Below are 21,843 nucleotides of genomic sequence, written 5' to 3'. Positions count from 1 at the left end.
AAATTTGCAAATTCGGCTCTTTTTGACTTTGAAAGCAGAAAAAATAGATGGAAAAATTTTCTAAATGTGGATAAGTCATTTTATCATAAAACATCTAAAAATTGATGAATTTACTCTTCAGAACTGTACACAGTTGATTTCCTTTCAAAGAAACGGGTGGTTTATAACGGTATTGTTCCTCAGTATTATGTAGAAAACAGCCATGAACCCATTATCCCACGTGAAATTTTTATGCAGGTTCAGGAAGAAATGATTCGACGGGCAAATTTACGTACCGGAAAAGGCGGCAAAAAGCGTGTCTACAGCAGCAAGTACGCCCTATCCAGTATCGTTTATTGCGGCGGTTGCGGCGAAATTTACAGGCGGGTTCATTGGAACAACCGAGGATATAAGTCCATTGTCTGGAGATGTGTTAGTCGACTTGAGGAGAAAGGTTCGGACTGCACTTCCCCGACTATAAATGAGGAAACGCTACAAACAGCGGTTGTAAAAGCCATCAATGAAGTTCTAGGTAACAAAGATACTTTCCTTTCTACGCTGCAAGAAAATATAGCCACCGTTCTCAATGAGGAAAATGATAAAGCCACGGATAATATTATAGGAAATTGGATGAGCTGCAAAACGAGCTTCTCAGGCTGGCAAACTCAAAGGCTGATTATAACAATGTGGCTGATGAGATCTACCGCCTGCGAGAACTAAAGCAAAATGCACTGGTTGAGAATGCAGAGCGTGAAGGAAGAAGACAGCGAATAGCTGAAATGACAGACTTCTTAAGCGAGCAAGATTGCAAAGTTGAGGAATATGATGAGCAGTTGGTAAGGCGGCTTATTGAAAGAATTACTGTATTTGACGACAAGATGACCATAGAGTTTAAATCCAGCGTTAAGATAGATCTTTTAAATGTAAATACATTATGGCCACCAGCTGAGGATTAATACCCTACTGGTGGCTTATTTTTATACAGATGAGTTATACAAATATTTATACAAATGTATGGACAAATATAAAAAATAGTAATATACTGATTTTAGCGAGGTGGATAATAATGGATATAAAAATTGATGCCTTAATTCCATTTGATACATTACAGACAGATTTGGAGAATGTATTTTCGGTTGTTGAAAAAAATGGGAAGATAGTTCTGCTTAAGGATAATAAACCTGTTTATATAATTTTGAAATATGATGCCTCCCAGCCTACCGTTACAAATACAATCTCAACTGAAACTGCCAGCTATACACTCCAGGAAGCCATGAAGATTGTTTTGTCAGAGGCCGAAAATTACACTATGCATGCATCTAAACTTGCTGATGAAATATATGACCGCAGGCTGTATTTACAGAAAAATGGGAAGAAAGCACAGTATACTCAGATTAGGGCAAGATGTGGGCATTACCCGGAATTATTCGAGGCTCTTCCCGGTAACTATATCAAATTAAAGGAAGGTGTAGAGTAATGAAAGGTGAAGCACTATGGAATACCGTTATCTCAGGACTTTCATCTTCGGGAGAAGAAGTACAGACTACAACCGGTCTTTGGTTTACAGCATCATCCCGTGATGGAAGGTTGTACGTTGGTAGGGCTATTGACAACACACCTTCCAGCGAATTTTCGATGCAAAGGGCAATATCAAAGAAAGATTTCTTATTTGTTCATTCATATTATGATCGCTGGGTTAATGGGGAAACGGGAGTTAGACATGAGGTCAGTAGAAAATCAAGAAATACCGCTTATATTTTTGCTTTGATAGATAGATTTAGTAATGGTTAGAGGGTGGAAAATTGTTAATAAAGAAAGAAATCACAATTCAAGATATCCAAAAATGTATTGCGGGAATGGGTGGAGCTTTGGTAATGAAATACTATACGAAATGTGCCGTAAAAACCCTGATCACAATAAAGCTGATGTTATTGTAGGCAAAATATGGCTTATTGGGAGATCTTACGCGGCGGCTATAGAAAGACGGAAAAATGTTAATGAAACAGATTCTGGAGATGATTTCTATTTTAACGTAGTTGCACCCAAGATGTTGAAAGCTGGCGAAGAATTAGATATGCGTATCAATGAACTCAAGAAATACGATACCATCACTATAGATAATTTAAAAGAAATTATAGACACGCATTTATTTCTTACCAATGTCTTTTCGGATATTTCTGGTCATAATAACCGTTCGCTGGCATCAAAATATCTACATTTTCATGTGCCGAATATGTTTTATATTTTTGATAGTAGAGCAATTCAAGGGGCAAAAAGCTACGTAATGCCGGATAAACAGCTTAGAGCTTCACTTGCTCCATTTGGAGATAAAGAATACATAGAACTTGTTATTAGACTTTTTACATTCCAAGAACATGTGAAAAGTCCGTTTGGGATGACGGTAACACCAAGAGTTATTGATTCATTCCTATTAAATTATTAGAGGGATTTATAATGGCAACTAATAACGGTTTCTCCCATCAAAATATTGTTCCTATTGATAAAACCGCTTCAAAGCAGCAGCTATATAAGAAGTTATAAAAAATTAAGTTGGTTGTTGAAGTAGGAAATGAGGGTAAGGGATGAAAATTGAAATAGGCGAATCTTTACTTTTATCATGGCTAAAACACATTAAAGAATGTCAGCTTGTTCAAACAAACTGGAAAGCATCGTATAAATGGGAATTAAAAAATAAAGATGATTTAGAGCAATTGATGAAAACCTCCAGCGAGTTGTTTTCTCAAAAATATGGATATGACATTTTTAAAGGAAATAAGTCGCTTGATCAGCTTATTGGCCAAGCTGAAATTGATGTGATAGGTATCAGTTATGAGGAAAATCAAAGCCATATATATGCCATTGATGTTGCATTTCATGAAGCTGGTTTGAATTATGGCTCAAAGGATGAAACAGTGACAAGGGTTATAAAGAAATGCTTAAGAACAGCAATGTGCATTTATGGATACTTTGGCTTCAGCACCGGAACGATTATTTTTACATCGCCGAAAATCAATCCTTCGGTAGAGCAAGATTTAATGAATTGCATTGGTGACATCAATCTTGTATTAAGAGATACAGGATTAAACTATAAAATACGCATTATAGGAAATGATGATTTCGCTGAGAAAATATTTGAACCAGTATTAAATGTAATTGGGGATGTGGCTGATACATCAGAATTATTTATGCGTAGTTTACAGATGTACAATTTATTTGCAGGGAAAAGACCAAAGCAGGCTGCATCACAAAGGTCAATTACTACAAGGAAAGTTACACCTAATCTAGATGTGATTGAATCACAAGGAATAGACGGCCTAGAGGAAATGAAAATTGGAGTTATTGTTAGGACTGTTCTTAGAAAAATGCTTGAAGAGGGCAAGGTTTCTAAAGAAGAAGTTGAGAAAATGCAAACCAAGGAATATTCTAAAGAAACCTTTGATATTCAATATCCGCTTCTGCAGAAAGCAGCTTTAACTCAAGGAAAAAGCCCTGCAAGATATTATTCTGCACCAATTAAAATATACGGAGAAGAATATTTCCTCTGCTCTGAATGGTTTGAAGTGCCAACAAATAATGATCGGCCATACTTAATGAAATGGTTAGCATTGCACAAGTAATGGATTTTGGGAGTTAATGGATAGAAACGAGATTAATAATTAAAGGGGGAGAAAATGTATGTATAGGCATCAAGAAGAACGGTCAGTAGAAGCCGTTTGTTATGAACACAAACATATTGAAAAAGTGCTTGAGGTAATTAAGGCTAGGTTTCCTGAATACTTTAAAGACTTTATAATGCTTGAAGCTGGCTATGGTGTGTCAGAGCAAGATATACAAAAAGTTGCTGAAAAGTTAGGAGTGCAAAAGGTTAAATCAAAAAAGAATGTTGACGTTGCTAAAAAGTTTAAGAACATCATAGTAGAAGCTATAGAGAACTTTGAAAAAGATAGAGAAAAATATATTGCAATCTTTGACCAGGAAGCTCTTGAAGAATATGAGGATGATCCTCAATATTTCAAGTCTACAGTACTGAAAAAGGAATGCCCGATTATACATCATACCCTCTTTAGCTCTGCTAAAGAGTTAGAAAAATATAAAAGAGATTTTAATATTTCAGATTCAAACGAGCTGCTTACAGTTGTAAGTAATCTGTGCTATTTTGCTGAGGAATATTACAGTAACTTTTATGACGAAGATACCTATGACCAAATTAACTGCTATGAGGATTTAAAAGTGAGCGATTTGGATACGGAAGACTATACAGTTTATGGAGTTATAGGCGGGGGCATAAAAAGTCATATGCTTTATAAGGTTTATCCTGCTTTATTTCCAAACAGGAGCAGGGATGCTATATGGGCACTTTGGTATTTATCTGATAAGAAGACTTTTGACTGTAAGCAAGACTCGGAATTTCTAATGATTGATGTGGATAAAAGCATTACGCAGCAGAATTATTTTTATCCATATGAATTATTCACATTTTATGCTCATCAGATTTACCAGATGTTAAAACAAAAAGCAGATGGAAATAATGTTTACCTTGATCCGGAATACCGCTACATAATCGTAGATGCTTTTCTTACTTTTGTGGCAGAGCAACATGATGAGGAAATATCCTTCTTAAAACAGCAGATAAGAGACGGAGGACTTGGATATGCTTAATATAGATGAAGCTTTTAGCAGGAATTTTCCTAACCTGGCAAGTAAATTCTCTCTGAAAGATTTTCAAAAAAGCGTTATATCTAACGTTGTTGAAAAAGATAATACACTTTGCATTATGCCAACAGGTGGGGGAAAGTCCTTAATATATTGGATGTCGGGTATACTTTCCGGTGGAATAACAATTGTAATTTCTCCACTAATTGCACTAATTGATGAGCAATCTGAAAAAATTGCGGAACAAGGCTTTGAAGTGCTTACAATTCATGGCGGCATGGATTCAGCAAAGCAAGCAAAAGTTTTAAAGGATTTTGCAAATAAGGTGATTAACCCTAAATTTATCTTTGTAAGTCCGGAAAAGATTGCAACTGATGGACTATTTGAATTTTGCATTAGAGAACGTAAAAATGAAATAACTATGCTTGCGATTGATGAGGTGCACTGTGTTAGCCAGTGGGGTACCAGCTTCAGACCTTTTTATAAGCGTATACCAGACTTCTTGGATTGTATATACAATGAGGCTGGAGATAAACAACCTAGAATCCTTGCATTAACAGCGACTTTAAATCCCAAGGAAGTTGTAGATATTTGCAGGGAGTTTAAAATTGATAAGTCCAATATTATTCGAGACAACCTTCTCATGCGTTCGGAAATATCATTAAAAGTGCTTCAATTTAATAATGAGAACGAAAAAGAAGATAAGCTTTGGGATATTATCAAAATACATAAGAATGAGAAGATATTGATTTACGTTTATAGAATTGGCAGTGAACGTGGTGTAGAAAAGCTTGCGGACAAAGCTAATGAAAAAGGATACAAATCTGTTTGCTTCCATGGCGAGATGACAGCCAAGGAAAGAAAAGAAATTATTGATAGGTATAAGAACAATGAAATCAATGTAATATTTGCTACCAATGCATTTGGCATGGGGATAGACATCCCGGATATTAGGGTTGTTATTCACTTTATGATACCAGAATCTGTGGAACAGTATTATCAGGAAGTCGGAAGAGCTGCACGCGATGGAAATGTTGCTAATGCCTATTTACTGTTTACAAATAAAAATATAGATGTAAAGCGTAAGTATTTTATTGATGGTTCGTTCCCATCAGCTGAAAAGCTCGTAAATACATACAAGAAAATTGCGAAGCAGGGTGAAGGGCTGCACACATTGCCTTATTTTGAAGATGAAGAGGTAAAGCAGTGTTTACCGTATTATTTAAACAGCGGGGTATTAAAAATAGAGTGTAAAGGGTTTTCTGATTTAAAGAGCATTACAAATGTAAAAGATAAAGCTCTTATAGATATTATAAATATTACAAAAACAAAAAACCTGATTACCACTGTCAAAAAATCAAAGGTCGATGTTAAGACGATTGTTAATAAAGTTTATAAAAGTGTTGTAAAGGGGCTGGCTACTACAACTAAGCCATTAGATAGACGGCTGATTGTAGATGTCATAGAACAAGAGATTTCTGAAGCAAAAATGCATGACATACAAAGTGCTATAGATGAAAAACGTGAATATAAACATGGGTTACTTGATTATCTGGTATTTTTAATAGCCGACAACACATCTTCAAACGAGCTTCATCAAGAAATAGGCAGATATCTTGGCGTTGAAAAGCACATGCTCAACAGAATATATTCCACTGTGAAAGGTGATCGTGTTAGGAGTAAGTCAGAGGTTATTATTGCTAACCTTCTTGCCGAAAACGACATTACTTATGAGTATGAAAAAAAGCTTGAGTACGAGAACGGTAAATGGATTGAACCTGATTTTACAATTATACTGCCGGAAGGAAGAGAATTGTATTGGGAGCACTTAGGAATGCTGGGGGTAGAAAGCTACGACAAGCGATGGCTTGAAAAGCAGGAGATATATGACAATTATTACAATGGAAAACTCATTGTGACATATGAGGGAGCAACTATTACAGATAGCGCACTTGATATTATTAAAAAGATATCTTCCGGATATTATTGATTTTAATAGACTGGATACCAATAGGTAGGAGCGACAAGATGGATTATAAAACAAACATTGATTTATCGGAATTAAAATCTATGAGGTTCCCTGGTGCACAGAACAATCATGATAATGTAACTAGCAAGGATGTTCTAAAGAACTTTGCCAAACGAGTTGATGGCATTATTTTGGAAGATGATGCAATCGAAGACTATTTTATATCAAACTATAATTTTGCTCGTGGGAAAGATATAGATATTCAGACCAATAGATTGATAAACAATTATGTGACGGTTATAAATGATATTCTCTCAGATTTGGCCACTATCAATAAAAACATTACAAAAATTAAAAATATGATAGCAACTGATAAGGAAAGCTATTTATATAAAAAACAGCAGTATTTCTTAAAAATCAACTATGAAGCAAAAAATTGCAAGGAAGCTTTGCTGTTTGGAGAATTGCGGGAAAAGGTTAAAAATAGGATGGGTCAATTTCACAATGGCGATAAGGATGTTGATAGTTTAAGTAAACTTGATGAATATACCATGTTTAATTATTTATATGATATATCCTTGGATTTCGGGGTGTTCACAAAATTCTTTGATGTTATAAAGTCTAATAAGGAAGAAGTATTTAAATTAAGCGATAAAAAGAACACGGACCCTGAAGCCTATTATGCATATGCAAAGAAATTCATTAATGAGAACAAGGTGTTAGATTATATTTATTTAAAAGTTAAGGAGCATTACCTTCTAACTGATAAGGAAGAAGTGTTTAATATTCTATATAACTTATTTAAGCATGGTGCATATCAGACATTTGTAAGCTTAGGCGCAATTCAGGTTGAAGGGCTATTCTATGACTTTTGCTCGGCGATTAATGGAGGGGTAAGAAAACAGGAAGAAGGCACATTAGTAAATAAAGTTGATAAAGTTTTTAAGAATAATCGAGCACAAGCCTTGATATATTATCCATATTTTGCATATGATGTACCTATTTATAGAAATGAAGTAGCCCATAATGGAACCATCGTTTCACAGGAAGCTGAACATATTGCCATTGATATCTTGCTTGATATGTATACGGTTATCAAGTTAATGCAGCAAGACTGGCTACCCTTTAATAATTTAAAGAGTCTAATTTGGCAGCTAAAAATATATAAGCAAATACCTTCTTTAACTAATAAATACATTGATAAAATATTTATTGAACTTTATAGCTTTTTTATGATGCGAAAAGAAGACGGGGATTTCGGTGTATTTAGGATAATGAAAAACAGAGATAAGTACAAAGATATCCTTGAGCATTATATAATGCATTATGAGGATAAAACTGATACTAATTTATTCGACGAAGCAGCTGAATTGTTACAGGTATTGGGGCAGGAATCATTTTGGCAGTATACTCTAGATATAATTAGAGACATGGGTTTGAGTGGTACAAACTTTGCTCAATTTGTTACGATTTTAGTAAATGAGTTTATTGGGTATTTACCTAAAGGTAGTTCGTCACACAGATTGTGTATTAAAGTAAAAAAAGAGTTAGATGCCTACAATTTGAGCCTACATAATGGGTGACAGATGATAATTTTAATTTCAACTCAAGCTTTTGCGAAAAAACAGCCCCAAACCTATTGATATGTTCCCTCATACCTCGGTTTTCAGAAAAACAGCCTAAAACCCATTGATATGTTTCCGCATACGTAAGGTTCAAAAATCAGCTCAAGACATCAATGCCATCAACTCAAGCCATGTGGAAGTCGTCACAAAATTGCTGTTTGGGATGTAGAATAATATAAAACATTTCCCATTCAGACCCGGATTTCATTTTCGATTTCTGGGTCTTTTTCATATTAAATTACGATGTCTCTTTCGATTACTTTTCCTACAATATCTTATCGAATTATTTTTTGTGCAAAAGGAATGTCTTGAGCCTTTGTAACTTCAGGGCTAGGAAACAGAATAACAAGGTTTAGTGCATTTTATATAGTGTCCAAAGACTATTAAACAAACGAGCATTTAATTTAACTTCTATATTCAAGATTATTTTTCTATTATAGTACAAACAGCCATGTCAACCCATTGGTGGATTCGGTATAATGTGAGAGAATAGAATCATAAAAAATTCCTTTAAAATAAAGGAGGACGGGTATGAAGCAGCTATATATGAAGCAGAAGGTTTTTAGTTTAAGCGGCAAATTTACGGTCAAGGATCAACAGGAACGAGATGTTTATTATGTTGAGGGCAGCTTTTTGCAAATCCCTAAGACGTTCTCGATTATGAATACAAAACGAGAAGAAGTCGCGCTTATTACGAAAAAGGCGTTTAGCTTTCTTCCAAAGTTTATTGTCGAGGTAAATGGACGAGAAGTGTTAACAATAAAGAAAGAGCTATCCTTCTTTAAGGCACGCTATACGATTGATGCGGCAGGAATTGAAGTGCGTGGGAATTGGCTGGATATGGATTTTGAAGTGTTGCGGCACGGTGAGAAGTGGTCGGTAAAGTTAGTAAGGAATGGTTTACTTGGGGCGATAGTTACAAAATTCAAATCTTAAAAGAAGAAATGGAAACGATTCTCATAGCTATCGTTGTCGCCATCGATTGTGTAAAGGCTGATCAGGCAGCTGCAAACTCGCCAGCAACATATTAAAGGGAAAAGTGACACTTTAATCACTCTGGGTATCACACCCTTTTTTTAAACTTATGGTTTGCACATACACATTTCCATAGATTTGACAGATGTGAAGAGTGTGATACCGAAGAAAAGGATTAAAAGCTGGATGAAAGCGGATTAATTATGTAATTCAAATAAAAATGTGAACTTATAAAAGATATATTGAAAAATGAAAGGAGTGTAAATATAATGAAAGAACCAGATAGGAAAAACTATATCCAATGAAAACATAAAAACAGTTTGTTATAAGTAATTTACCTTCGAAGTTTATCACTTAAAATTTTTATTTAAACAGAGGGTTACATGGTAAATAAAATAGATACCATTGAGTAACATTTGTTGATTGAAACAAGCAAATGCCGGGAATCCGGGAGTTTTTTAAACGAATGGGAGGGATGTTAAATGCGTGTCACTGAGCTGAGAGAGCTCCTTGAAAAATACAGTAAGGACGACTTAAGCAAAATGATGATTGAATTGTATAAGGCGATACCGAAAAAAGTGCGTGATGAAAAAGAAATTGATGGGATGTTGCAAGATTTTCAGCAGTACAAAGAAGCTGAAAAGATAAAAAAAGAGAAAGAAAAACATGTTGACCTTAATGATTTGGAACGTGAAATTACGCAATTCATTCAAAATGCTTATAAACAAAATTACATTGCCCCAAATCGGTATGTTAGCAAAAAGGAACGTCCCAAGTGGCGATTCAAGGTCAAATCATACATAAAACAATTGCAACAGGTACCCGTTGAAGGAAACGAAGGGAAGCGTGCTACAGATTTACTCGAAAAACTATATGAAATGTTATGTTATGGGTGTGGCTATTACATCTTTAACACAGACAATCCCTTTAGATCTATTGGTATGGAGCAAGTGGAATTATTCGATATTATTCTAAAAAGAAAATTTAGTATGGGGATTAACAAAGAAACTATAAGTTCTGCCCTGAAACAAATTATTAATTATCATCTCGACATGGATACACTGCGGTCATATTTATTCAACGTGTTCATTGCGAATTTGAGAACTGTGGATGCTAAAGAAATAGCAATCGAACAATGCCATCAGTTTCTAATGGGATTGAAGCAGCGAACGATAACGCCAGAAGAGACATGGGTTTGGAAGGATGACGAATATAGCCGGGAGCGAAATATAAATGAATTGGTTGAAACGGTTTTCAAACTAAAGATGGAACTGTGTGAATATGAGTCAGCTATCCGTTATTTTAAAAGCAATATTCAGGAAGAATCTAAAGAAGACGCATTGTTTAGATTGCTTAATAAGCTTAAAACATACAATCAGAAAGATTATTGGCTAAGAGAATACGAGGCGGCTGTAAAAAAAGGCATAAGGCCGAGGGAAGAGCTGCAATTTACCTATCAATATTTAAAAGAAAACGGCGAATTTAACAATAAATGAAGACATGCAGTAACATTCTTCAACAAGGACCAAGGATTGGCACGCCAATCCTTGGTTCCGTATATTCACCTGTAAGAAGGTTGGTAATTGGGATGGTAGAGGTGGTAGATTCCTATATTCGTAATCAGAAGTTAAAACAATGGGATTTCGGATACTGTTAAGATTTGGTATCTCCTTATTCAATTTTACAGGTTAAATATAAAAATATAAAACTGATCCCCTGAAAATAATCATTTACTTTTTTATTTCTCTTTAAATAAATTTATTTCTTATCAAATGAATATTTCTATTGTATCTTTTTCTTTAACAAGAGTATTATTTTTAATTATATTTTTATTTAATAGTATTTTCCCTTCTTTAATTAATGAACAAATTTGATTCCTACTTATATCAATGAGGTGATTTCCAAGCAACTTATCGATACGAACAGGTTTATCTAAATAATTTATATTAATACAAATCTTATTAAAACCGTTTTTTAAGTGTGTAACCAAGTTGATTTTTTCGTTATAATTCCGAGGTGCTTCATTCGGAAAATCCCTATTTTTAATTTCCAACTTAGGGTCATACGATTTAAAGATTTTCTCTTTTCTATTCCAAGTGTGGTTTTTTTCGCATTTAAAAATAGTAAATTTATAAATATTTTTTCCGTTTGAATTATGTCTTCTCATTAATGTGTCATAAAAATTTACTACCTTTCCGCAATTTGGGCAATATTTGACCACAGTTTCAACTTTCTCCCCGTTATGAATGGACCAATTGTAGGTAATAATATTCATCGTTACACACCTCAATGGAAATTTTCATTTTAAATTTACTAATCTTTGCTTCTTTTGTTTATATTTATCTCTCAAAAAGAAATAAATGACGAATAGCGCTTCTACTCCTATTAGTGATATTGTTAATATATTTGCAATGATTTCTCCAGTGTTACCCGAAACAAATGAATCTGTTATATTAGAATACACAGATAAAACTGATGGAATAAAATATTTAATAGTAATCCAAATATCAATAATGCTCCCCAAAAACATAAATAGAGAATAGACCCAAACCTTTTTCAAATAGTTCCCTTTAATCCTACTAAATGTTAACATACTTTTAACAATTTCAAGTGACTCTTCAAACAAAGTTGGGTACTTTAATAAATCGCTAATTACGTAGTATAAATCCGTTTTCATATAAAATCGAAATTCAAATATCATTCCCATTATTAATAGTAAGATCAAAAATCTTGATAAATGATATATCAAATTTTGCTCTCCAACTTGAAAATACGCAACGTACGTAAAAATACTTATTAAAAATAAATCAAAAAGCATACCAGATAAATAAATAATATATCTCTTCTTCCGGGGTATTACCCATATGTTTTCGATTTTAGTCTGAAAAACCAAATGAGTAAGTCTCCTTCCAAGGGACATAAAACCAAGACCGCCGCTAATTGCCCTTATTGATAAAAAGTGAAATAATTCATGACAAGAACTAAAAATTACATCAAGTATTATTAAACTTAAAACCACTTTCAACAATGATTTACTCCAAAACACTTCATCAAATGTAGGTATTGGTGATCCCGTTCTTCCACTTATTAACAAAAAGAGCGATACAGAAACAAAAATTAAATAGGCAATTCCAGTAGGTATAGTAAAAATCCACTTTACATATTTTTGTTTAATAAATCTAAAAGTGATACCTTCACTTTTGGGTATTTCTTCAGAAGGCAAATCAATAGTACCTACCCTTTTTATAAAATTCAAGTGTATTAGATTAGTAAGAAAATCTTTCAAGTCAACCTCAATCTTATTTTTATCCAAAAGGGAAGAAACTTGAGCTATAGACTTCCCACTTTTTATCTCTCTAATAATTTCTCCAGCAATTCTTGGAACTAAAATGAAACGATTTAATAAGGTTCTTCCGACATAAATCTCTTCTTCACCTTCATCGGTTACAACTAAGTCCTCAAAAAATTCACAAGATACATCCTGGTCACTATTTATTGATACAATAGCCTTCTCATATTGATGCAGCATATTGCTCTTCAAACTCCTCGTAGTAAAGAACCTCAATTATACCCGACCAATCCAATATACAACCTACAAAATCGTTTATATCCAATCCCTTCATTTCATAGGTATCATCATCATTAACAGTTCCTGTTGCATCTTCGATAAAAGTGACTTTATATCCCTTTTCAAATGCAGTTATAGCAGTAAATAAACAGCAATACTCTGTATTAAATCCTGTAATATATAGATGATCAATATTTTTTTCCTTTAAAATAGAATCTAACTTTGTACCAAAAAATGCACTTGGAGTGGTTTTGGTTATAGTAAGATCCGCATATTGAGCAAATTCCTTATCAATATCACTCTTTTCATTATTTTCGGCTAACGGACTATTTGGATCCTTATCTATATGTTTTGTTAATACCACCAAATCTTTCGCATCTTTAAACCTTTTTATAATGTTCTTGATTTTATTCCTTTCTTCACTAAAGTCTTTCATTTCTAATATTCCATTTTGCATATCTAAAACAAGTAGTGCTTTCATAAAAGAATCTCCTTTTTAACCAGTTTTTTAATAGTATTCTCAATAACATTCAATAGTACATACATTGTTTGGTTGTTCTTATCCAATAATGGATTAAATTCAACCCACATTTCGCACGTCTTAAATATAGTTTATTCTAATTTTTGAATGAACTATATTTAAATGGCTTGGTGGGATGATATCTTCTTATTTTTGAGGAATTTTCGATAAAATTCTTTTCAATTCGACATTCTTTTCATGAATTCCTCCTATTGTGTGTTATTCTCCTTTGTTTTCGACATTTTTTGACACGTATATTGATACATCATACCCGCATAATTCAATGATTTTTTTGGCTTGTGAATCAATATTATCGGGTAAGAGCCTTATTTTTTGTTGATTTTGATTTATAAGGATCACGGTAATATCTTCTAATTGCTCTAACAATGCTTGGCCTGTGGGTTGATAGAGTTTCCTTTTTCCTTTCAAGATTAGAGATAGGTTCTTTTCTTTCAGTTCTTTTCTAACTCGATATTCTAAAATTCCATAGATTAATAAAGCCATCACATACACAATACCTAAGGCCTCAACCCTTTCCGGGGTTTTCAAGTAAATGGCATCAATCATTTGTGAATCTTTGATTAATCGGAAACGGGTCTCAGCGGCCGACTGTCCTTTATAAACCCTCAAAACTTCTTGATTGGATAGTGTCTCCTCATCTAATTTATTTGTGATTAAAACAAAAGTGCTGAGCATTTTTTTCTTATTTTCGATAAAATCATGATCTTTTTCAAACGATTCCAGTTGTATTTGATAGATTTGTTCTTGTTTTGTCTGTTCGTCCTTTTTAGGTCTTCCTCTCTTTTTTCGTTTGATAGGTTGATCACTCATCTGGACGTTTAGTTTATAACAGAAATATGAAGCCTTTTGTTTTTTCTTAAAAGATTGAATTGCTTCTAGTGCGTCCTCTTTACAATGAAAGATAACTTTACTCAGTTTTTCTATCTCTTTTTTTAATTGTATTTCTTCCTTTTCGATCGCCCGATTTAGGGTTTTCTCTTTTCGTTGATCTAAATTGTTTGAGTGGACAACAAGAAACCGGTAAGGAAGGTTTTGAATTTGTCTTTCAAAAGCTTGAATTTGGTAAATAGCTGCGTCTTTTTTATTGCTAAGTGAGCCTACCCTTTCCCAGTTATTGAGCAACCATGCCTCTTTCTTTAGTTCTGTGCTTAAACCGAATGTATCAGGTAAACGGGAAATAAACGATAAATTTTGTTGTTGAATTTCCGCTAGATTTTCCGTTGTGATTAATGCAGAATCGGCTTGATAAATGAGATTTTTCCAATCTTCATGGGAAAGGATTTTTCTCATCTTTTGAATGAATTCCACATTCCAAGATTTATCCGAAGTATTCCCATTTTCTACTTTTGCAAGGATAGGAATTCGTTCAGGTGTGACCCCCATCCCCAGAACGATTTGTTTTAAGTCAGGCCTATGGGCCTTACTATACCCGTACGTAATTTGCAGTCCATCTTCCTTCGGTTGCTTATATTCGCCGTAAACAGAAATTGAGGTTGTATCGTTATGCAGTATACCAATAGGAAGATTCAATTTTTTTAGTGCTTTTAATGCAAGGGTGGAATAGACTTTCCATGCTTCGGCTTCATACAAGTAATCTAATGCTCTTCCTAATGCATCATCATTTAATTGATCGGGTGAAACCGATGTATCGAAAAGCATCTCAGAATCTAGGTTTTGATAGAATTCATGAACCTTATAAAGGGGCTTGCCACTGCATAAAATGTTTAAGACAAGGGCTTTAATCCTTGTTCCGGGTGAGATATGACAACGGACAGAATCCCATTTGACTAAATCATTAATGGTTTTTTCGAGTTCTATTTCATCACACAGTTTAGATAAAAGTTGAGACGGCCCCACATGTAAGGTTAAAATTTGATCTGACATAAAAATTTCCTCATCTTCCCGTAATTAGATAATCATTCAATTCTACAAAGAAGGAGAAAATTCCTTTAAAAAAATCTTAAAATGGAAAAATTTACGTGCGGAATATGCGATTCAACAAGGTCAACTCCAATTACTTTATAACCAGTCAAAAAGTTTATTACTTCAATCAAATGATTTAGTTTAAGTCCAAAAGGAACCAAATACCCTGTACCTTGAGATTCTGAAGGGTCTAATACATCTATATCAATAGAAATGTAAATACTATTATTTCTATTAATAGACCTTTCCAACTTTTCCTTCCATTGAGTGTGAATAATCTCTTCTGAAGTAATTACCTTATCATTCTTCAATATCATAGAAGGGGTTAAAGGCTCTCTTACACCTATATGTATAATTTCTGTTATATTTTCAATTTCCCGTACATAATTTATAAAATTATTATGGTTTATGGGCTGATTTTTAAAGGGTATCACTGAATCATAATGGGCATCTATTTTAACTAAGGTAATTTCTTCATCGAACGATTTCAAAATTGGTGTAGTTATTGAATGATCACCTCCGATAGCAAAGAATACCTGTTTGAATGATTTCTTTAAAAAGCGGTATGCAGTTTCAATTCTTTTATGTAAACTTGAAGAAGATTCCCCTGGAATATAAAGAATATTACCTAAATCGAAAGTTAATTGTTGGTTGTATAGAGCTGAACTTAAAGTATAAACTTTTTCGACTCCGTCAATATTAGTAATATTGGAGGTATACCCCGAGGTAAATTGTCTAATATTGTCTGGTGCTAATTTTGTTCCGGGAATACCGGTTACAGCACCATCATATGGAATACCAAGCAAACCAATTTGATACTCATTACTTGGCTCACTAGAACTGTCAAAAAATAAATTATTCTTATTTCGTTTCTCAAAAAGTGAGTTATTAATAATCTCAACGTTTTCTGATACTTGACTATTTTTAAGAAAACCCAACATTACCAAAGTTTCTATAATATTTTTGCTTTCGTTCAGATCCAATCCAAATTTCCCTTCTATATCTTTAAGAGATAATTCAGCTTCAAACCCTCGAATGAACTCCAAAGTTTCCTTGTTTATTTCTATGCCTTGACCCGTTATTATATTATTCAGATGATAATAATCATTAACTTTTTTTAGAGAAATAATTTCTTTGTTGAGAGTTAGCATAAATATTCCTCCCTTTTAGTAAAACCGGACTATCGAACTGCCATTCAATAGTCCGGTTTAGAAAAAACTTATTAAGATTCTGGGTTAAGAGTGTTGCGTCCGCCACGTTTTGTCAACTCTACATCATTTAATACTTTGATTGTGATTTTCATTGGTTTCACCCCCTTTCAATATTCCTCTTTGACAATCACACGTATCCATAATGGGTACATCTTCCCTATCAATTTCATATGTTTTATAATTAAAATAAGTCAACTTATTTGTTGAAAGTGGAGGCGCCATACCTGTCCTAATTCTAATGAAGTCAAATATAATAAAAGAACCAAGGACATTTGAAGATGCAGTCAAGCAGTTATTTTGTGCTTCATATCCTCCAGCTAAAATCGACTCGTATTTCTCTACGGCCTCTGGAAAATTAGCAAAAATATATTTTTCTTTACATTGATAACAAGCGGATTCATAAGGAATAATCGTCTGGAAATAAGAAGTGGTTTCGCTATTCCCCCCATAAATCCAAGGTATATTCATTTCCAAACATGCCTGGTTTGTCCATCTTTAAATCCAAAGGGGCGGCTTGTCCGCTGCACAGATTACAAAATCGGCATCATGTTCCTTGAGGATGTCTAAAATATCATTGTAATTATTTAGTTTCATATTAATAGGAATAAATTCAACGTCAGAATTAAATTCCCGAATTGTTTCTGAAGCAGCTTCTGTTTTATATATACCAACATGTTTTTCTCTATATAAAATCTGACGGTTTAAATTTGATAGGTCTACTTTATCAAAATCAATTCCAATTACTTTTTTTACTCCAAGTGAGGCAAGATTATATAAAATTGAAGAACCTACCCCGCCAAGTCCTATTAAAACAACAGTAGTATTTATGATTTTTCGCATATATTCAAACTTTTTGTTACCGTCGGGGTCAAAATTAGTTAAAAAGTTAATATTTCTGCTATGCCTTTCCCTTAAATATTCATTCAAATTGGATTCTTCAGCGAGTGCTGCATCATCCATAATATAAGGCATTGATGAAACCTGTTCTATTATTTCCATTACATTCTCTAATGTCGTATGGGGGAATTTGTCCAATACAGTTCTATGTATTTCCTCTACTGTTCTTTTTCCATCACAAATGGATAATACAGAATAAATCACTCCATCAGGATCTTCAATTTCAATTGCCACATTAGGAGTAGTTCCTATAGACAATTTCTTACCGAAGGGTACCATCATGAGATGCTTACGTACTAATGGATACTTCAAAATACCTCCCCCTAGTCTTTGTGTTTTATCTTATATACAGAATTGTACATAGAATATAAATATTTGTAAAATCCTAATTAGGCTTCAATTTGGCAATATTCCCCCAAAAATAAAGCCCCATCCCCATATTACTCTTTTTTTCTAAAGGATACTCCAAAATCCTCCATATTCCTCATGCGTCGTATATGAAATCGCTGCATCATGATAATGAGGGAGAAAGATTAGTCTTCAGGTAAGTTGGGTCAATCATTCACCCATTTACATTTCCTCATACCCCATTCACAGGTTACCATTTGATAGCTTACCAAACGTTGGTATCCTTGCATCACCGAAATTAGCTGAGAAGAAAAGGGTACCTGTTACTGTATAACGGGTACCCTTTTGAGGTGCAACATTAAAAAATAACCTGAATCCGTGACGGAATTTTCACTTAACGTTAACCCATTCGCATGAAATCTAGTATAATAAGCATATCCATTAAATTTAACTCATTCCACATTCAGGTGATCTAATGAAAAAGTTAGTGATAGAAGCCACGAAAGAACGGATTGTTGCCCAAAGCGGTTTAGCGTTAGTAGGAATTTTACTAAATCAAATGAATTTAGCTTTCAGGTTAAATGCCTATTGACTCCCTGATATTTCCAGAAATCCCGTTTGTTCCAATGCTGATGTAGCCAAATCCTATATTGGCCTGCTTTGCCAAGGAAAAAGTGATTATGACAATATTGAAACCTTCGGCAAAGATGCCTTTTTTGCACTGGCTTTGGATATCCAAAGGGTTCCTTCCAGCCCGACTTTAAGGCAGCGATTGGATCAAGCCGCCTTGACGGAAAAATGGAAAGCGATCTTGCATGAAGAATCGCTGAATCTGACCGCATACAAATGCGGAAATTAGCCCAGTTTACGCCAAAGACAAGCCGTATATCCCGGTTGATCTGGATGTCTCCCCTTTTGATAACTCCAAAACAAAAAAAGAAGAAGTGGAAAGAACCTATAAAGGCTGTGACGGTTATGCCCCTATGTTCGCTTACATGGGACAGGAAGGTTACTGCCTGCATGTTGAGATGCGAAAGGGAAGTGTCCACTGCCAAAAAGGTACACCAAATTTCATCCAGGAAACCATTCAATCTGCCCGGAAACTAACAGATCAGCCATTGCTTTTCAGGCTTGATTCCGGAAATGACAGCCGGGATAATCTCATTATTCTCCTAGAAAACCATGCAAGCTTTATTATCAAACGCAATCCCCGTAAGGAAAAAGCTGAGGACTGGCTGTACATTGCCCGAAAATATGGGATCTGTTGTGAAGAACGGGAAGGAAAGAAGGTTTACCTTGGATCCATCCCCGAAACCATTCAAATTAAGGACCAGGAGCGAAGCATCCGAAAAGTTTTTAAAGTGACCGAAAGAACCATCTCAAGAGACGGACAAATTTTTTTAATTCCCGAGTATGAATTTGAAACCTACTGGACGGACCTTGAAGTGCCGCCTCATGTGGTGATCTCTCTTTATCATAACCATGGCACTTGCGAACAGTTCCATAGTGAAATTAAATCAGAACTGGATCTCGAACGGCTGCCGTCAGGCAAATATGAAACGAATGGCCTTGTGCTCCATTTCGGTGTATTTGCGTATAACCTGCTTCGCTTGATTGGACAAGAAAGCTTGAAAAAACAAGATACGCCATTGAAAAAGAAAACAACAAGAAGAAGAATCCGAACCGTCATCCAGAATATGATCACACTGGCCTCAAAGCTGGTTTTCCGTGGCCGGCAATGGAAATTAAAAGTCGCGGAGACCAACAAATGGTTACCGGTCTTTACTCGTTTGTATCAAGCCTTTTACTAAACATCCCGATCAATAGACTACTAGGAAAAAGAAATAAAAAAACGAAAACTTGCAAAAATGGAAATTTGCAGATTTATTTGGCGTGCACAAAAACGAATGAAACAGGGAAATTTTTACATACTGAATCACTAAAAGTGCATTTATCGAATAGTCGGAAACCACTATATCCTTACTCTTGGGAATCTACCTATTAGCGGCTTTTGTTATATTTTCGTCACGGATTCAGGGAAAATTTAAAAGTAACATTACAGCAAATAGGAAATGATGATATTCACCTATTTGAAAGGGAAGATGACGTGTCAACCGTTGCGTATTGGTATCAAAATTGCGCAGAAGGGGCATTGGACCCGATTCCGGACAGGCGGGCAAGGCTGCCGCGTTAATTCACAAAAGTTGGGTATACTAAAGGCCCTTCCCCGGAAAAACCGGGGAAGGGGCAATGAAATAAATGTACTGTTTCATGGAATCATTAGTTGAAAAGAGGGAAAAAGATCTGCTGCTTCCTCTGTTGCTGGTAATCACTGCCTATTTAGAATCCGGTTCTCGCTGCAGTTTTCGTGCAAGACCATGGAGAACATTTTTATGTTATGATTCTGCATTTCTATTCCAGGAAGCAATCATTTATACTTTGCAACCATAATGTCAGCATTTAAGTCTTATGCTGTAAAAGCGCATCGCTTCAAGTCGGCCTTTCGATTCAAATACGCCAGCTTCAATTAGCTTTCTTACGCGATATTCGAGAAATGAATCCCCCACGTATTGGTCTAAATGCCCAATTACCTCACCAATGACCCGGGCTGATTTTATAAATGCTCTTTCCTTTCCTGTACCATGCAGTTTTTTTACTTTGCCTGTAATAAATTCATCGAAATAGTCTTCTGAAACGCCAAATATTCTTCCATTCTGCCAAATCCGTAAAGTCTCCCGGGTTTCTGCAAGATTAAGCCATTCTTTTTTCAAACTTATTCTATCATGGTCCGTTAACAGATTTCCAGTTCCATGTTCATATAAGTGTTGGAATTTTTCAGGGATCATTTCGCCTGAATGAAGCAATGTATATTTGACCTTTTTTACCGGAAATCGCTTTTCATACTCTTTTGACGTATTTATAACGGTTATATCAATATTTTTATCTTTTAAAAGATATACAGCAAATCGCAATCCTGCTTGTTCGTGTGCATTATCAGCGGCCCAAATTGTTACATGTTCCCCTTCAGCTACTGAGATGATCTGATTGAGTGATCTTTTAAATTCTTTGAGATAATCTGGAAGTTCATCAAATTCATCACTCATGCACTTTTCCATCCACTTAAATCTGGACTTAACTCCGATTTCCTTATTTAACTTGTAAATGGGGCCAATGGAAAATATATCCGAAAAGGAGATGACCTTATCCTTCTTGTCAAGCCCCATTTTTCTTAATGCATGTTTCAAGCTGCCTGAAGCGGAGGCACCAAATAGAATATGTATCATTCTTTATCTTTCTCCTTTAGTTTTGCCGTTTTCCTTCCTTCCATCCAAACCAAACCAGAAATTGCCCGAGAAACCTTCTATTGGATACAGATCGAATAGAAAACCTATCAAATCCTTCATGTGTCGTATATGATAAGAGAGATTCGTTAAGCCTTCAGGTGAGTTGAACCACACCATTTATTTTTTTCTTCTATTTTAACATTTAATTTTGGAGAAAAAAGAGGTGATGCTTTTATGCCGAGTTATGCAAGATCTAGTCCCCCTGTAAACTTTTGTGTGCCACAATGAAAGATTGCAAAATGGCCATTCTAAAATCTGCATCGAATGGCCTATTTTATTGCCGTTATTTGGAAAATTTTATGGAAAAAGAGTCAGATTGGCTTTCAAATAAGTGCATATTTCTGTGTTTTTCTGTCATCTCCCCCTTCCATTTACCTATGTGCCGCCGTTCACCAAATTGACAACGTTTCCGCTTCGCTGGATAATAAAACCAAAATATTACGAAATCCGGGGGTAAACATGAGTATCATTCCGTTAATGAATCTTCAACTCTCACAAAACCAGGAAGAATTGGAACGTCTGAAAAAAAGCAAACAGGCATTGCTGGAATCAAAGCACGCACTGGCGGAGAAAGAAAAGCGCTCTCTCCAGCCCGCCCTGTCCGCCTCAACATGGGAGGGGCAACTCGCGAAGCAGTTCCAGGCAGTCCGAAAAAACGAACTGCTTGAAAGCTATAACGCAACGGAAAAGCAAATCAATTCAGCCCTGCAACTGCTGGACGAGAAAATCAGCAAGCTCATCACTCAAAACATCCAGATTGAAAAAGCCATCCAAGCCGAAATTGTAAAAATGCGCAAAAAAGAGGTGTGA

The 21,843-nt window shown here is 34.9% G+C and carries 17 protein-coding genes and 3 pseudogenes; 13 read left to right on the top strand and 7 right to left on the bottom strand.

The window, feature by feature from the left end; translation table 11 throughout:
- The first annotated feature begins 231 nt into the window (after positions 1-231).
- The 11 genes and pseudogenes from NSU00_RS13795 to NSU00_RS13745 all read left to right on the top strand — a co-directional run bounded on the left by NSU00_RS13795 (position 232) and on the right by NSU00_RS13745 (position 10,697).
- On the top strand, positions 232-699 hold the full coding sequence (locus tag NSU00_RS13795) for a zinc ribbon domain-containing protein (RefSeq protein ID WP_340703190.1): 468 nt from the start codon (positions 232-234) through the stop codon (positions 697-699).
- Positions 606-935: a resolvase gene (locus NSU00_RS13790; protein ID WP_340703037.1), complete on the top strand. Its 330-nt coding sequence runs from the start codon at positions 606-608 to the stop codon at positions 933-935. The genes NSU00_RS13795 and NSU00_RS13790 overlap by 94 nt, the downstream gene beginning before the upstream one ends.
- A gap of 110 nt (positions 936-1,045) precedes the next feature.
- A complete protein-coding gene (locus NSU00_RS13785; RefSeq protein ID WP_340703036.1) occupies positions 1,046-1,456 on the top strand; it encodes a hypothetical protein in 411 nt (136 codons plus the stop codon).
- Positions 1,456-1,770, top strand: coding sequence for a hypothetical protein (locus tag NSU00_RS13780; protein WP_340703035.1), 315 nt, complete (start codon positions 1,456-1,458; stop codon positions 1,768-1,770). The genes NSU00_RS13785 and NSU00_RS13780 overlap by 1 nt, the downstream gene beginning before the upstream one ends.
- On the top strand, positions 1,763-2,422 hold the full coding sequence (locus NSU00_RS13775; protein ID WP_340703034.1) for a hypothetical protein: 660 nt from the start codon (positions 1,763-1,765) through the stop codon (positions 2,420-2,422). Before NSU00_RS13780 ends, NSU00_RS13775 begins: the two co-directional genes overlap by 8 nt.
- Positions 2,423-2,561: 139 nt before the next feature.
- Positions 2,562-3,596 carry a hypothetical protein gene (locus tag NSU00_RS13770; protein WP_340703033.1) on the top strand — a complete coding sequence of 345 codons (1,035 nt, stop codon included), beginning with the start codon at positions 2,562-2,564 and terminating at the stop codon, positions 3,594-3,596.
- Between the two features lie 58 nt (positions 3,597-3,654).
- Complete coding sequence (locus NSU00_RS13765) at positions 3,655-4,638, top strand: hypothetical protein (RefSeq protein WP_340703032.1); 984 nt, start codon at positions 3,655-3,657, stop codon at positions 4,636-4,638.
- Positions 4,631-6,622: a RecQ family ATP-dependent DNA helicase gene (locus NSU00_RS13760; RefSeq protein WP_340703031.1), complete on the top strand. Its 1,992-nt coding sequence runs from the start codon at positions 4,631-4,633 to the stop codon at positions 6,620-6,622. The genes NSU00_RS13765 and NSU00_RS13760 overlap by 8 nt, the downstream gene beginning before the upstream one ends.
- Before the next feature lie 38 nt (positions 6,623-6,660).
- A complete protein-coding gene (locus tag NSU00_RS13755; protein WP_340703030.1) occupies positions 6,661-8,184 on the top strand; it encodes a hypothetical protein in 1,524 nt (507 codons plus the stop codon).
- 573 nt (positions 8,185-8,757) lie between these two features.
- Positions 8,758-9,257 (top strand): annotated as a pseudogene (locus NSU00_RS13750) (LURP-one-related/scramblase family protein).
- A gap of 426 nt (positions 9,258-9,683) precedes the next feature.
- On the top strand, positions 9,684-10,697 hold the full coding sequence (locus tag NSU00_RS13745) for a hypothetical protein (protein WP_013860571.1): 1,014 nt from the start codon (positions 9,684-9,686) through the stop codon (positions 10,695-10,697).
- 272 nt (positions 10,698-10,969) lie between these two features.
- On the opposite strand, the gene NSU00_RS13740 is transcribed toward NSU00_RS13745, so the two are convergent.
- The 6 genes and pseudogenes from NSU00_RS13740 to NSU00_RS16095 form a co-directional block, all read right to left on the bottom strand.
- A complete protein-coding gene (locus NSU00_RS13740) occupies positions 10,970-11,476 on the bottom strand; it encodes a S4 domain-containing protein (RefSeq protein WP_340703826.1) in 507 nt (168 codons plus the stop codon).
- Positions 11,477-11,500: 24 nt separating this feature from the next.
- Positions 11,501-12,730, bottom strand: coding sequence for a hypothetical protein (locus NSU00_RS13735; RefSeq protein ID WP_161655977.1), 1,230 nt, complete (start codon positions 12,728-12,730; stop codon positions 11,501-11,503).
- On the bottom strand, positions 12,714-13,250 hold the full coding sequence (locus NSU00_RS13730; protein WP_161655976.1) for an isochorismatase family cysteine hydrolase: 537 nt from the start codon (positions 13,248-13,250) through the stop codon (positions 12,714-12,716). Before NSU00_RS13730 ends, NSU00_RS13735 begins: the two co-directional genes overlap by 17 nt.
- A gap of 258 nt (positions 13,251-13,508) precedes the next feature.
- Positions 13,509-15,194, bottom strand: a complete 1,686-nt coding sequence (locus NSU00_RS13725) for an IS1634 family transposase (protein WP_029143146.1) — start codon at positions 15,192-15,194, stop codon at positions 13,509-13,511.
- Between the two features lie 65 nt (positions 15,195-15,259).
- Positions 15,260-16,384, bottom strand: coding sequence for an arginase family protein (locus NSU00_RS13720; RefSeq protein ID WP_340703825.1), 1,125 nt, complete (start codon positions 16,382-16,384; stop codon positions 15,260-15,262).
- A 123-nt stretch (positions 16,385-16,507) separates the two neighbouring features.
- Positions 16,508-17,404 (bottom strand): annotated as a pseudogene (locus NSU00_RS16095) (HesA/MoeB/ThiF family protein).
- 760 nt (positions 17,405-18,164) lie between these two features.
- Between NSU00_RS16095 and NSU00_RS13705 the strand changes: the two are divergent.
- Positions 18,165-19,500: pseudogene (locus NSU00_RS13705) on the top strand (IS1380 family transposase).
- A gap of 642 nt (positions 19,501-20,142) precedes the next feature.
- On the opposite strand, the gene NSU00_RS13700 reads toward NSU00_RS13705, so the two are convergent.
- The gene (locus NSU00_RS13700; protein ID WP_340703028.1) at positions 20,143-20,973 is read right to left on the bottom strand and encodes a DUF1835 domain-containing protein; all 831 of its coding nucleotides are present in this window, start codon (positions 20,971-20,973) and stop codon (positions 20,143-20,145) included.
- A 519-nt stretch (positions 20,974-21,492) separates the two neighbouring features.
- Here NSU00_RS13700 and NSU00_RS13695 point away from each other — a divergent pair.
- A complete protein-coding gene (locus tag NSU00_RS13695) occupies positions 21,493-21,843 on the top strand; it encodes a YwqH-like family protein (protein WP_328013694.1) in 351 nt (116 codons plus the stop codon).

The sequence above is a fragment of the Weizmannia sp. FSL W8-0401 genome, assembly GCF_038009125.1.
Taxonomy (GTDB): Bacteria; Bacillota; Bacilli; order Bacillales; family Bacillaceae_C; genus Weizmannia; species Weizmannia coagulans.
The sequence above is the reverse complement of the archived record's forward strand: the minus strand, read 5'-3'. Positions and strand labels throughout refer to the sequence as shown.